14 protein-coding genes are annotated in these 12424 nt (G+C 44.3%); 3 read left to right on the top strand and 11 right to left on the bottom strand.

Going from position 1 to position 12424, the window contains the following annotated elements; genetic code table 11:
• Nucleotides 1-417 precede the first annotated feature (417 nt).
• Entirely contained in the window at nt 418-1359 is a 942-nt protein-coding gene (locus FH974_RS19990) for a universal stress protein (protein WP_207104165.1), read from the bottom strand.
• A gap of 231 nt (nt 1360-1590) precedes the next feature.
• Here FH974_RS19990 and FH974_RS19985 point away from each other — a divergent pair, with 231 nt between their 5' ends.
• Complete coding sequence (locus tag FH974_RS19985) at nt 1591-1893, top strand: hypothetical protein (protein ID WP_207104164.1); 303 nt, start codon at nt 1591-1593, stop codon at nt 1891-1893.
• 578 nt (nt 1894-2471) lie between these two features.
• On the opposite strand, the gene FH974_RS19980 is transcribed toward FH974_RS19985, so the two are convergent.
• Together FH974_RS19980 and FH974_RS19975 are read right to left on the bottom strand one after the other, a co-directional pair.
• The gene (locus FH974_RS19980; RefSeq protein WP_242551969.1) at nt 2472-3098 is read right to left on the bottom strand and encodes a LysE/ArgO family amino acid transporter; all 627 of its coding nucleotides are present in this window, start codon (nt 3096-3098) and stop codon (nt 2472-2474) included.
• A gap of 1 nt (nt 3099) precedes the next feature.
• Nucleotides 3100-3804, bottom strand: a complete 705-nt coding sequence (locus FH974_RS19975) for a B3/B4 domain-containing protein (protein ID WP_207104162.1) — start codon at nt 3802-3804, stop codon at nt 3100-3102.
• Nucleotides 3805-3849: 45 nt separating this feature from the next.
• Here FH974_RS19975 and FH974_RS19970 point away from each other — a divergent pair, with 45 nt between their 5' ends.
• Together FH974_RS19970 and FH974_RS19965 are read left to right on the top strand one after the other, a co-directional pair.
• Entirely contained in the window at nt 3850-4452 is a 603-nt protein-coding gene (locus FH974_RS19970; protein ID WP_207104161.1) for a helix-turn-helix domain-containing protein, read from the top strand.
• Between the two features lie 314 nt (nt 4453-4766).
• A complete protein-coding gene (locus tag FH974_RS19965; protein ID WP_207104160.1) occupies nt 4767-5216 on the top strand; it encodes a hypothetical protein in 450 nt (149 codons plus the stop codon).
• Between the two features lie 250 nt (nt 5217-5466).
• On the opposite strand, the gene FH974_RS19960 is transcribed toward FH974_RS19965, so the two are convergent.
• The 8 genes from FH974_RS19960 to FH974_RS19925 form a co-directional block, all read right to left on the bottom strand.
• On the bottom strand, nt 5467-5826 hold the full coding sequence (locus tag FH974_RS19960; RefSeq protein WP_207104159.1) for a VOC family protein: 360 nt from the start codon (nt 5824-5826) through the stop codon (nt 5467-5469).
• A gap of 64 nt (nt 5827-5890) precedes the next feature.
• The gene (locus tag FH974_RS19955; RefSeq protein ID WP_047884326.1) at nt 5891-6592 is read right to left on the bottom strand and encodes a helix-turn-helix transcriptional regulator; all 702 of its coding nucleotides are present in this window, start codon (nt 6590-6592) and stop codon (nt 5891-5893) included.
• 284 nt (nt 6593-6876) lie between these two features.
• The gene (locus tag FH974_RS19950) at nt 6877-7371 is read right to left on the bottom strand and encodes a hypothetical protein (RefSeq protein ID WP_053061751.1); all 495 of its coding nucleotides are present in this window, start codon (nt 7369-7371) and stop codon (nt 6877-6879) included.
• Nucleotides 7356-8189: a hypothetical protein gene (locus tag FH974_RS19945; RefSeq protein WP_047884327.1), complete on the bottom strand. Its 834-nt coding sequence runs from the start codon at nt 8187-8189 to the stop codon at nt 7356-7358. The genes FH974_RS19950 and FH974_RS19945 overlap by 16 nt, the downstream gene beginning before the upstream one ends.
• 86 nt (nt 8190-8275) lie before the next feature.
• Nucleotides 8276-9394: a hypothetical protein gene (locus FH974_RS19940; protein ID WP_207104158.1), complete on the bottom strand. Its 1119-nt coding sequence runs from the start codon at nt 9392-9394 to the stop codon at nt 8276-8278.
• A 144-nt stretch (nt 9395-9538) separates the two neighbouring features.
• Nucleotides 9539-10879: an ATPase domain-containing protein gene (locus tag FH974_RS19935; protein ID WP_207104157.1), complete on the bottom strand. Its 1341-nt coding sequence runs from the start codon at nt 10877-10879 to the stop codon at nt 9539-9541.
• Between the two features lie 3 nt (nt 10880-10882).
• A complete protein-coding gene (locus FH974_RS19930) occupies nt 10883-11188 on the bottom strand; it encodes a hypothetical protein (RefSeq protein WP_047884329.1) in 306 nt (101 codons plus the stop codon).
• A gap of 38 nt (nt 11189-11226) precedes the next feature.
• The gene (locus FH974_RS19925; protein ID WP_207104156.1) at nt 11227-11985 is read right to left on the bottom strand and encodes a hypothetical protein; all 759 of its coding nucleotides are present in this window, start codon (nt 11983-11985) and stop codon (nt 11227-11229) included.
• Nucleotides 11986-12424: the final 439 nt, after the last annotated feature.

Raw genomic sequence — 12424 nt, 5'->3', positions numbered from 1 at the left:
TCTCTCACAGAGAAAAACCGTAATCGCTCACCTGCCCACTAATGACGCCACTAATGACGCCACTAAAGTGTGAACGACGACACTGGATCCACTACCTCTACGCCCCAAAAAGGCTATAGACAAACAACGGATTCACGTTGCCAAATTCACCTCACCATACTCGCAGTTATGACGATTGATCATTTAAAGAGCAAGATTCTATGAATTAGGAAAATTTGGTCACAGACTAGGTAACATGGGAAGTTTGTTGATGATAATTTGGACTTAGTAAGGCGGCGTGCAACTCACGAACGCTACCCATTATGAAGGCTGAAAATGAATGAAAGTGCGGCGTAGTGCCACAGGAGAGCGCATAGACAAGGCGGATGATGTAATCAATCCGCCACCTCTAACACATCTCTCTAATATGCCAACATATTATTTCTTGCCTAAGACTGGAGAATGAAACGCATCGGGTTTGAGCGTGAGCACTGAACAAGTAAGCTTATCGAGCATGGATTCTGCGGTATTTCCCATCAAAAAACCGGCAATTCCAGTCCGAGACAGTGAGCCCATGATCATCATATCGATCTCTTGTTCCATTACAAAGCGAGGAATAACCACTTTGGCTTCTCCTTCCAATATTTTGATTTGCTGTGTCACTGATGAGTCTTTATACGGTGCCAGCAACGATTTCATGCGTTTGACACGATCTGATCGCATTTCTTTCGCAATTAAGTCGATATCAAGGTCACGGTAACTCCCCCATTTACGAAAAAACCCCTCAAGATCTAAACGCCAGGCATGCAGTAGTATCATCTCAGCTCTGGTGGATACGCAGACTTCTAATGCTAGCGACAGGATTTTTTCATTAAAGGTGGAATGCTCCGAAGAAGAGACATCAACAGCCACGCCTATCCGGCGGATCGGTGTATGGTGAATGGCACAGGACCAGATAGGGATTGCCGACTTACGCATTAAATGGCGAATGGTGCTCCCCCGCTGACAAGCTTGCGTTTTATTCTGGCAGCGGGTATCAATCACAATCAAATCGGCCTTAAACTCATTGGCTACTTTGATGATTTCAACAAAAGGTATCCCCAGCCGGACGATGACGGAGAACTTTATACTTGGGTATTTGACTTTTAAACAATGGACATGCCTTTCCAAGGCTTGATGAGATACTTTTGTTACTTTATCAAAAAGGCTCAGAGCCGTGCAGGAATAGTGCGAAATTTCTTTTAATTCATCAATATTTTCAATAACCGTGACCAAAGTAACCTTGGCCGACTTAGTATCGGCAATTTGCAGCGCTTCATGATAAGCATCCCCCAGCGTTTGCTCAGGGGAAACAGGAAGCAGAAGATGTTGAAAACTCATGGCTCCTCCTAGGATGTAACATCAACTGGACAATTTGCCGCTAAAAATCAGCGAAGCTGAAGACAAAAATGGTTGCTTCAAAGCATAGATTAGTATCGATGATAGGGGATAATCAGGAATTTGATTTACTTTGTAGTTCCAGCAATCTCCTATGCTTTTTTCTGGCAGCGATGTTGCCTAGCTCTATAATTTGAATGTTTATTTACAAGCTCGCAGCACGAGAGAGGTAACATGTTCGCTAAACATTGCGCTTATGTTCTAGCCAAAAAGAAACGTCCAAAGGCTCAGGTTACAATCAATCCAACGGGGAATATTCACATTGATGTTAAAGATGAGAAGAAGGCACTGGATGGCGATTTTGAAGATTTATCCTTTCAAAAGAATGGTAAAGTCACCATTCTTGTTTGTCAGAAACACAGCAAACAAAAACAGCATTGCTGGCGCATAGAGTTATCGGATGAGGATGCGAAAGAGCTCACCCGGCTGATAAATGAAGCCGAGGATGAATTTGAGATCTTAATGCGCGATCTTTAGATAAAAATAGCAACTGAATATGAAACATATCTTGTAATGGCGGGCGAGCTCAGTTGTAAGCTCTTACAAAATTGCAGATAGATCAAGAAGTAACTCATATTATCACTTTAAATCGCACTCAGGCTGAAGCACCGATTTGTCAACATATACGCCTAGCGTCTCATTCCGCCACTAAACAAGGAATTAAAAAAATCTGCATTTGTTAGAGTTTTCGTTGTAGTGGTCGATGATGAAAGGCAGCCTTCTGAGTGCCAACAATTAAAAACTTCTTAGATTCAATTAGCTACCATGCTTAGATGGCGAATAATCATCGAGCCTCACATAGTGCGAGGCTTTTTTTAGATATAGTTATCCGCTTCGGCTGCTGATGAAAAATAATTTCGGAGCAAAGCGCTTCAGGTGTAGTAGCTCATACTCGATCTTACACATCCGCTGGTATCGTAACTCACAATTGGACAGAAATGGTTAAGAGTATTTACTTAAATTAGCAAAGCACGAATAACTTCTGGTATGGAAACTCAGTGTCCAATCTAACAGGAGCAATTTAGTTAATAGAAATGCAGCTTCATCGCGACGCTCTATATGTATTGGCTTAACAAAGGTGCTGCCAGCTTCAATGCAATACCACACATGATGCATGAAATCGCAGAATCTAAAATTTGCCATGTTCTTGGCTTACTAAAAAGTGGGATCAACTTGTTAGCCAAATACACTAATCCATAAAACCAGCCCCCTGATGCGATCAGTGCCCCTATAACAAACAATAGTTTTTCATCAGGTTCCATTTGAGCAGTCACGCCCCCGAGTATCACCACCGTATCCAGATATACATGTGGATTTAAAAAAGTGATAGCCATCGCCATTAAAACGACTTTTAACCAACTCTGGGCAATGTCCGAATTTTCCAACTCTAGGTGACTTGAACCTTTCCAAGCTGATTTTGCAGATTGGTAGGCATACCAGAAAAGAAATACTACGCCGCCAAGAGTCAAAAGGTCTTTCCATAATGGTGCTTTATAGAGCAGTGTCCCTATACCCAGTACACCAGTACTTATCAGTAGAATGTCACCAAGAAAGCAAATAGTAGCAACGGACAGTGCGTATTGCTTTTTTAATCCGCACTTTAATAGAAACGCATTTTGGCTACCGATTGCGACAATCAAACTTCCTGAAACAACGGCACCAGTTAACAAAGTATTTATCACATCAAACCTCAATCGATTTTGAAGCAAATACTAACGATTGTTCTATCACTGAATCAGGCATGATCACTTGCAAGTGCTTAATCATTTCTTGCCCCGCCTCCTGCAAGTGTTCTAGTGGCATTTCTGGCAAGCTTTCGAGAATAAACCACATGTTACGTGTGTCAGATTCAATTCGGGTTCTGACACCCTGCCTCCAGTTCCAACGACGACAAGTAACGCCTACTTCATCGCGCCAAATTACTTCCCCAACATCAGGGTTTTCAATTGAAACCTCACCATTTTTCATGGTGTCAAAGGATTCAGAGCCATCTGCGATAGTGAGTGTTGGCGTTCCTTGATAACTGTCCATATCTTCACCACCAACGGGTATGGCGTATCGAATACTGATGGCATTATAAATATCGACAATAGGGTCAATGCTCTGCATTCCTCCATCTTTCAGTACTCGTTTTCGCAGTGCCGCAGCGGAGCAAGGAGTTCTATTTGGTTTAGCGCCAAATTGACGAAAAACATCGCCCCACGCATTGATGTGTGATTCTGCCCATGAATGGTCATTCTCAATGACGGAAGTACACGCTTCTTGCAGAACCTGTTTTGCGTACTCTGGCTTTTGAACTTCCGTTCCTTTAACGGATATGCTCAATGCTTTGAACTCTGGTGCAATATGGGAAATGCGAGCATCGATTGACGGCACTATAACAACCATTAGATAATTCCTTCAGTGATTCATTTTTGTGCAAGATACATTACAATGACCAAAAAAGTCAATATATCGACCGATAGTGGTGCTGATGCTGATTTCATAAATCAGGCTGTAGCAGCAAGGATCAAGGAACATAGAAAACATCTCAAACTGTCACTGGATACCTTGTCAAAAAGAGCAGGCATCAGTAAAGGTATGTTAGTCGAAGTAGAGAAAGGTGCGGCTAACCCTAGCATTTCGACGTTGTGTAAACTGTCTGCTGCCCTTGGGATATCGGTTGCCGATATTGTGAATGTTGCGAGTAATCCAACCGTCAACGTCATTGATAAAGAGGACATTCCAACGCTATGGACTGGCGAGTACGGTGGTAGCGCAAAGCTTCTGGCAGGAACTAGCGGTCCCGATATGATTGAACTATGGCGCTGGGATATGAAGTCATCAGAAATTTTTGAATCATCAGGTCATCCACAAGGTACGTTTGAACTTTTTCATGTTGAGTCTGGAATACTTACTTTGAATATTGATGGGCAAACCATAGAGCTGCTTGAAGGTCAGTCCGCTATAGCTAAAACGGATGTCCCTCACAGCTACTCAAACCAAGCTGATTCGGATTTAGTTTTCACGATGAGTGTTGTAGAGTTACATCGATAAGCTCACTCATTTGGCGGCGAGTTCAAATAAGATTTATTAAGGCAAAGCCATACTGACAATAGTTGGATTAGTACTAGCCCCAAGTAACAATGGGGCAGAAGTGAGTTAGTTCTAGCAGCTAGCTCGAAGCTGAACATAAGCGAGTAAGTTCCTTAGCTAGAATATGGTTCCAATAATCAGCTGTCGCCAGTAGAGTATGAAATGCAATATGAGATTAAGTTAATTCGTGTCTACTGATTGTTGGCTATTCAGATTTCAGAACGGCAATAGGGCGAAACAGCATCACAACGTATTAAATGGCACAGAGGAAGGCTATGAAAAAACTAATATACGTTACCTTGTTGTTGGTATCTACGTTCATGGTAAGAGCCCATGAAGTAGTGAATATTACGGTTTCCGATGAACCAGAATATCAAGCAATGTTAGAAGTGATAAGGGTGAGCAGCGGAGAGGGGCAGAAATTTACATACACTATTGATATGGATGAATCTGCAACTTTCACATTGAGCCCTGCTGATGTAGAACAAAGTTCATTATCAATTGCAGCACCTTCGGATATACCTGATACAGATATACTCGTTATGTTAGATGCTTCTGTCATGTTCAAGACTAACGCTGAATTTGGCTTACGATCATCAAAGCTAAAAATATCGTCTGGGCGACTACCACTTACTTATGGTGAACGTATTATGGTTGGAGGAAACCGGACGAACGACACTTCAACAGAAATATGGCTTACGATTCAAAGACTGAAGAATAATTAATATGGCGTAATTGGGGGGTGTGTAGTAGCTAGCCCCTCCGAACACAACCGGCGGATTAGTCACAAAATCAACTCAGCAACCTCTCCTCGTTTATTTGGACAACAAAAATTCGCCAGACATTTTGAATTGATTCTGTTTGTAATGTAAGGCAAACCAGATGAAAAACTATGAATGAATATTTACTCTAAGTAGGAAAGGGGCAAAAATAAGCCAACATGTCACGTTGGCTTGTAAGTAAAAGAAAGTAACGTTAAGCAAACACGCGCAAGCGATGACCATCAAGGTCTAATGCAACGAAGTTGATACCATATACAGACTCTTCACGCTCTTGAGCAAAGGTCACACCTTGCTGTTTCCACTTTTCAAATAGGTTATCTAGCTCGACGCTATTAGTTGCAGGAATAGAAAGCTCTGCACCTCCACCTCGAATGGGGCTACTTGGTGTTAGCGCGTCAGCTTGTTTTAGGGTGATTTTTACGTTTTCAGCAAACTCGACCACCGCGAAAGTTGGCGATAAAAGCTTTGGCTCACACTCAAATACTTCCGCATAAAAAGCCATGCTGAGTTGAACGTTTTCTACATAAAAAACAATGGAATCAATGGTTAACATAGTTTTAAATCTTCACTTTTTGAATTGGTGAAAAAAGTGTAACCGAAGGCACTGACAGTTTTTGTCAGTAGTGAAAACACTTGTGATCAATTCCTTCCAGAGTTTCCCACTCACAAAGTAAAGCATGACGAGAACGCTCATATTTAGATTCAAGCGGTAAGAAAAACTGAATTCTATCAAGACGGAAGTTACGGTACTCATTTCGTTTTTCGCACCATGCAACTAAAATATTGTGTTGCTCAAACATACCTATGAGTATTGGCCACACAACCCTTTTGCTTATAGCTCCTTTTGCATCTTCGTAAAGTATTTCTGCTTTATGCCCTTTCTGTATCGTTATTTTCAGCTCAGCTAGCTTAACTATCAGTTCTGGTGCTTTGAAGGCTGAAGCAACTCTAATGACACTCTCAGTATGCTTAGCTTCATGCTCAGAAGGCAAAACTGCTGAAATCTTAGCAAGCGCATTAATAGCAGCCTCACTAAACTCTCCGTTTGCTTGCTTTACCACCCATTCAGCTCCTAATCTAAGGGCTTCAAGCTCTTCTACGTTAAACATCATAGGAGGTAAATCAAAGCTCGGTTTTAAAACATACCCAAGCCCAGCTTCTCCTTCGACATCTGCCCCTTGTGCTTGCAAAGTTGCAATATCTCGATAGATAGTTCTCACACTAACATTAAGCCTACTAGCTAGTTCCTCAGCTGAGACTGGATATCTATACCGTCGAAGTAGTTGGAGTAAATCTAGTAGGCGTTGACTTCGGGACATAACAAAATCCATAAAATAATGAGTACATATAATGCACTAAAAATGAATCAGCCGTTCTGTTCAAGAATAATTTGTGTAAGCGACCCAATAATTGCATTGAGTTGAGTTATTCACTTACTTGAATCTCGAAACCCAGAATGGGAAGAACCGATTTAAGGCAACCTGTAAGTTCTAGTCACATTGGGAAAACGAAACTGACAGATTGCACTCAGACTAATTCACTCAGGTAAATCAATCTCCATTCAGCTACAAATAATACAGGGGCTTTCGCCCCCTTCGAATCTTTAATCTGTTGCCGAAACCATATCGGCAAACATATTGGAGGCGTCGATATTTGGCTTATCGTCCTTATGTAAGGTATTGGGCTTACTGGCCTTGTTGGTGTTATTTGCCTTGTTGACCTTGTTGGCACTCGACACCTTGTTGGTTTGACGGCCGATGCTTCGCCAGCTCTTGCTAACGACAACCGGCTGAACATCCACTTCTACGGTCTTCGGCACGTATTCTTCGTAGAAAAGCGCTCGACCTGCCTTTCTCTCCGCAATCATCATTCGAACAGCCAGGCACTTGCTTGAACCAATGCAGCCCTGACAATCAACAAATGAATTAGCGCCTAAGCGTTTATCTTTGAATGCCAAAACCGTGTGCTGGCAAACGACATAGTTGGCGATGCGACCGGTGCTTTCGCAGGAAAAACTGTGCATGTTGCACCCTGAGCGGCTTTTTGAAAGTGGAATAACCTTCTCTTTTGCCTCTTTTGAAATTACCAACTGCCCCATGACTCACCTACCTCTGCTTTTACTTGATAATCGTCGATTACTTTTTTCATTAACTCGGTTGCGTTAGCCACCAATGCTTCGCAACGCTGTGCAAATGTGCTGATGTATTTCTCTGCCGTTCCTGAGTGGCAGTAGAGAATGTTTCCCGAACGCATTGAGAAAACGTCGATTAGCGAGCCATATGTTTCCTCAAGGCGAGTGAAAAACGCATCTGTCTGAGCGCGAATACTGACAATGGCATCACTGCTCATCAGGTCACTCAGTGCGAAACTAAGGAACTGGAATCCCTCATTGTCGATAACCGCTTCCGAATAAGCCTTTTTGAATTGCTCATCCGTTAAGTCCTCTTCGCCGTTGAAGTCGTCCAGAACTCCAAATAAGCCTTCAACCACGTTTTTGTAGAACTCAGCCGGTAGACACTTGGATTTTGATAGATGCTGTGGGGAGTCGATACCAAGCCCCGCAACATACTTATCCGTTTCAGCGTCAATCAGCCCGTAGAAGCGTCCCCAAACACCGCCGGATACTGTATCTCCGGTAATATCTGCATAAGGTCTGTTTGCTTCCACGATGTAAAACGGGCGATCAACCAAATTTATCTTTTTGACGGTCACTTGCAGCACTGAAATTTCTTGTTCGAAAATGAACTCGTTTTTGGCTACAAATGGCATGTCAGCCGCTACTTCCGAAACGCTGTCTTTAAGCGTCTCGATAACACCAGCTTTTATGTCTGCAATCTCGGATTCGCCAAGGTTTTTATAGCCCTTGTGCTTTTTCAGATTGCTCATGACACTGGCAACTAGAGGCTCAAGTTTCACTGCTTTTGCTCCTTACTTGTCGCTGTATGACTGCCATAATAAGCAAGTGATTACGGCAGTTAAGTAATTGGTGACTGATTGATAGGTTAGTTTCTGATTGCACTCCAGCCTTTCAGCTTGAGCATCATGGCTAACCGGTTATCGAATTTTTTGGCACGGTAGTAAGCCGCGATGATTTTCTCTGGCGGTGCTTCGCCGGGATCTTCGTCCTCGCCCAATGCAGCAATTCGGACGTTAAAGCCGCAACCAATGAGCTTCTTGGCCGACGAAATCACAACGGGAATGGTTTTCTGCTCCGTATCCCACATCAGGACAATGTTCTTGAGTCCTTTGGCCTTGAGCTTTAAGAACGCCCCTATCTGGTCTTGGGCTGATTCTTCCAGTCCTCCGGACAAGTGCATACCAAACGTCCCGATTGGCTCTACAAACGGGAACAACGTTGGCTCGCTGAGTAGCGCTCGCTTAACTCCGATAACGTCAAACGCACCCTCGCCAACGATTACCGTCTCTTTGCCAACGGCATTGTGTCCGTTGTATAGGTATCGACCGGAAGCAGGGAGTGTTTGTGGGAAGAGATACTTTCTTCGAGCCTCACCTGTCACGTCACGACCTTGGAACGTGGCAAGTTTGCCTTCAAGATCGTAAACAGGAATCATGACTCGCTTGGAAAAGTCTTGAGTTTTGCCTTCTTGCGCTTCGGAGTCCCAAAAGACATGAACGCCGGATTCAGACCAGCGTAAATCGAAATACTCACACAATGTCTTACTCAGTCCTCGGTTGAGCAAATATTCGGGCAGCGTCTCCATTTCCCTTGAGATATGAAGCGATGCTGGCAGGCGAATTTCTTGCAAAAGGTTAACGTCGGATTTGATTTCCGTTTTCACCTTTGGCATATAGCCCAGCTCTAAGCTAACTTGCTCGATATAATCAGAAAGTTCTCTCCCTCGCTTGTCTGTAAACGCCTGTAGAAAGCGGAATACGTTGTATTGCTTGTCCTGCGGGTGTGAACCGTGAAAGCATACTCCCTGTCCTCGCATCGGATTGAAATACACTTTCCAAGAGTCTCCTCCGCACATCGGACAATGGCGGATATTCAGCTCTCGACCTGATTTGCCAGTAGTCACGCGATAATCAACGCCCTCCAAATCAAGCCAAGCCTCAAAATCAAGGCCATCAAGCATTTCTCTGATATCTTCAAATGCCACACTATTTACCTCTTACTTGCTCTGCGATTACCGCCAGAAGTTGCTCGTCACTTGCTTGCTGTAATGGCAGCGAATGCAGTAATGATGGCCGCATTCGCTGTGGTTTTAGGCAAATACATAAGTCACCGCTTACCTAAACTATAGTTAGAAAACATCCAGAACCTTATCGACAAACTTCATCTTATCGAGGTCTTGTTTAACGCGAACGGTAATATCGCCACGTTGGTTACGAGAAGCAGCAAGGAATAGTCGCGCCTCTCCCTTCGCTTTCTCTTCATCCGTTTTGTTGATTGAGATTGTTAAGTCGGCAATACGGATTTTTTCGATGTTATCCGCAACGTGCGTAATACCCGCTGTCTCCGAACCCATACCATCACGGTTAGTCTGTGTTGCGGTAAGCAGCGCGAAGTCTTCTTTGTCCGCCAGACCACGGAAGTCGGTATACATGTCCTTTTCGTCTGCGCGGCGATCGTTGGTCACACGGTTTGAGCGAGCTAGGTCAAGGTAGTCCAACGCCACCATGTCAAACTTCACGCCTTTGGCTCGGAAGTCATGAATCAAGCGATTAAGCTCGTTCGGAGTGAAAGTGCCTGCCGGACGCTCAACGATGATCAGCTTCCCAACCCCGCCTGAGCGCTTAGCCAGAATAGCGGAGCGAACCGCCTCACGCGCTTTCACCAAGTCATCCATTGAGGTGTCCGAAACACGCGCATCCGCACGGTCCGAAATGATTCGCGCATGAACCTCAAGCGTGACATACAGAACGTTGTAGCCGGCATCGGAGGCAGCAATGGAGAAGTCACCCAAAGCAGTAGACTTACCCGCCTTTGCACCACCCATAATCAGCGTCATTTCGCGACGACCCCAGCCTTTGTGGTAAAGGATCGCATCCAGTGCGCGAATACCCGTGGTAATACCTGTCGGAACATCCTCGCCTTTCTCCAGAGCATCACGACATTCAGTTCGAGTATCTACCTCTTCGTAGTAGTCGTAATAGTTGTTCGAGTCAGAAGCCCCTACCAGCATCGCTTTTTGAACGACCGCTACCGCACCCTCAAAGTCGCCCTTTTCTTTCAACTCAACGGCTTTCATTAGGGCTTCGTCCAGCGCGTTATTACGGGCGAACGTGCTTACTTGGTCGAGCATGTATTTGCTGTCTGTCAAAGGTTCAGACAGAATTTCTTTGAGTGATACCAGCACATCCGGCTTCATTTCCTCACGGATGCGCTTTGACTCAATGGCCTTTTTCACCAGATCAACAAGCACCTTCTTACCTGGTGCCTGCGAGTAAAGGCGAAAATGCTTGTTTACGATCATCACGAGGCTGGCAACGGCTTTGTTCTCGAATTGCTCCGGAGAGACTAAGTCGTTTGTCATCGTCAGGAAGTTCGTATCACGGCAGTAATAGGCTGCCAAACGTAGCTGAAAACCTGAGTCAAACTTCTCTGAAAGCGGAACAGAAGTTACCTCAAACTCAGTTGTCATGAATTACCCCTCAATTACGTATGGCTGTTTTCTGCCGCTGCTTGGGGCAAGAAATTCCAAACCACGCATGGCGACCGTAACCAAGTCACTTGGGCTGATAGTGCCGGTTGGCTGAAGCACGATTGCCGTTTCATCAAAAGACACTACTCGACCAAAGAAACTCGCACCGGATACCGTCGCGATCTCACACTCCACCTCATTGGTTTTTAGAAAGCCCAATCGACGCTCAATGTGTGAAGATGAACGGGTGGTCACAGCCATTGCAGGCTTGACGTTGCGGCGATTGCGAGTAGTTAACTCAGTATTCATGATTTGATTTCCTTGTTGCTAATTCATGTGCATTGCGTTTACAGATTCCATGATAATTGGAGCTTGTCGGCTGCCAATACTGTTGCCTCGGGGAAGTGCTTCATCGCTAGGTGACGAGGAATGGCCTCGTGTGTGTAGATGGCACTCCGCAGGGACAAGTCTTGGTTTGCCTCTCCGCGCATCTTGATCTGTGCAATGACGAATTTTTGATATTCCTCTTGAACCGGACACTGGCAAAAGTTGGAAACCTTGAAGTAAGGCTCTTCTGATACCATTAGGCCAGTTCTCAGCTTACTCGCCAGTGCTTGCTTGAAGTTGTCAATCAGCTCGGCTTGGTATAGCTGTGCCGGAGTAGCCAGGTGCAATCGTCCTCGCCCTTCCGTATCCATGATGATTGAGAAACAAAACAGATCGTAGGGTGCGCGTAGTTTGTCGGCCATCTGTCTTGCCTTCCACAGCGAGGTCACTGTCCGGCTAGACTGTTCCCAAATGGCTTTGCGCTTAATGCCTGTTCTGAATGGTGCGGATTTGTAATCCTCACGACCGCGCATCAACATCACTTGCGAGTAAGCCTTCATGTAGCACTCTGCAAAATACGCTGTAGCGTCGAGGGGATGTAGAAAGCGATAGTCATACCACTTACGAAAGAAAAGCTCACCATCGTCCTTACAGCGCGAAATCCCGACGATTTTTGAAGTGATCTCGTCCTTGTCTCTCGCTGTTGTGTCGATGAGTGGTAAAAGTCGCTCGTTTTCCTCAAAAACGGCTTTTAATTTTTTCACCTGATGCGGAAACATAACCTAACTAAGCACTGACTTATCAATCACAAGTAAGATACATGAATCAGAGACTAAGAAAAAGTGAAATCATGGGTAGTATGCGGCGGGTGGTTTACAATATAGGCACAATTTCAAGAACAGTTAGTTAATACCACTTTTGTAGCCTCTTATGCCCAGGCTAATACCATAATCGACAGCAGAACAATGGAGAAAGGATTGAAGAATCAGGAATTTATTACAAAAAAATGTCAGCCTTAATTGAGACCAAAGTAAATTTGTGATTCAAGAAACGAACAGATGAATAGTTTCTTACTAATGTTTGGCACAGATAAGTTTCCCTTATTCTTATGACCTTGTGCCAGAAACTACGTTCATCATGTCTAGAATTATGACATTATTCAACGAATTACCTTTCGAAGAGCACTCTAGTGTGCTTGTTGTATAACGATGCTATTTC

Source organism: Photobacterium ganghwense, from assembly GCF_017329545.1.
Lineage (GTDB): Bacteria > Pseudomonadota > Gammaproteobacteria > Enterobacterales > Vibrionaceae > Photobacterium > Photobacterium ganghwense.
This window is presented reverse-complemented; position numbering and strand designations above follow the sequence as displayed.

Bases quoted from the DNA above. Each gene is read 5' to 3' on its own strand.
- FH974_RS19990 (WP_207104165.1), bottom strand. From the start codon at position 1,359: ATGAGTTTTCAACATCTTCTGCTTCCTGTTTCCCCTGAGCAAACGCTG.
- FH974_RS19985 (WP_207104164.1), top strand. From the start codon at position 1,591: ATGTTCGCTAAACATTGCGCTTATGTTCTAGCCAAAAAGAAACGTCCA.
- FH974_RS19975 (WP_207104162.1), bottom strand. From the start codon at position 3,804: ATGGTTGTTATAGTGCCGTCAATCGATGCTCGCATTTCCCATATTGCA.
- FH974_RS19970 (WP_207104161.1), top strand. From the start codon at position 3,850: ATGACCAAAAAAGTCAATATATCGACCGATAGTGGTGCTGATGCTGAT.
- FH974_RS19965 (WP_207104160.1), top strand. From the start codon at position 4,767: ATGAAAAAACTAATATACGTTACCTTGTTGTTGGTATCTACGTTCATG.
- FH974_RS19960 (WP_207104159.1), bottom strand. From the start codon at position 5,826: ATGTTAACCATTGATTCCATTGTTTTTTATGTAGAAAACGTTCAACTC.
- FH974_RS19955 (WP_047884326.1), bottom strand. From the start codon at position 6,592: ATGTCCCGAAGTCAACGCCTACTAGATTTACTCCAACTACTTCGACGG.
- FH974_RS19950 (WP_053061751.1), bottom strand. From the start codon at position 7,371: ATGGGGCAGTTGGTAATTTCAAAAGAGGCAAAAGAGAAGGTTATTCCA.
- FH974_RS19935 (WP_207104157.1), bottom strand. From the start codon at position 10,879: ATGACAACTGAGTTTGAGGTAACTTCTGTTCCGCTTTCAGAGAAGTTT.
- FH974_RS19930 (WP_047884329.1), bottom strand. From the start codon at position 11,188: ATGAATACTGAGTTAACTACTCGCAATCGCCGCAACGTCAAGCCTGCA.
- FH974_RS19925 (WP_207104156.1), bottom strand. From the start codon at position 11,985: ATGTTTCCGCATCAGGTGAAAAAATTAAAAGCCGTTTTTGAGGAAAAC.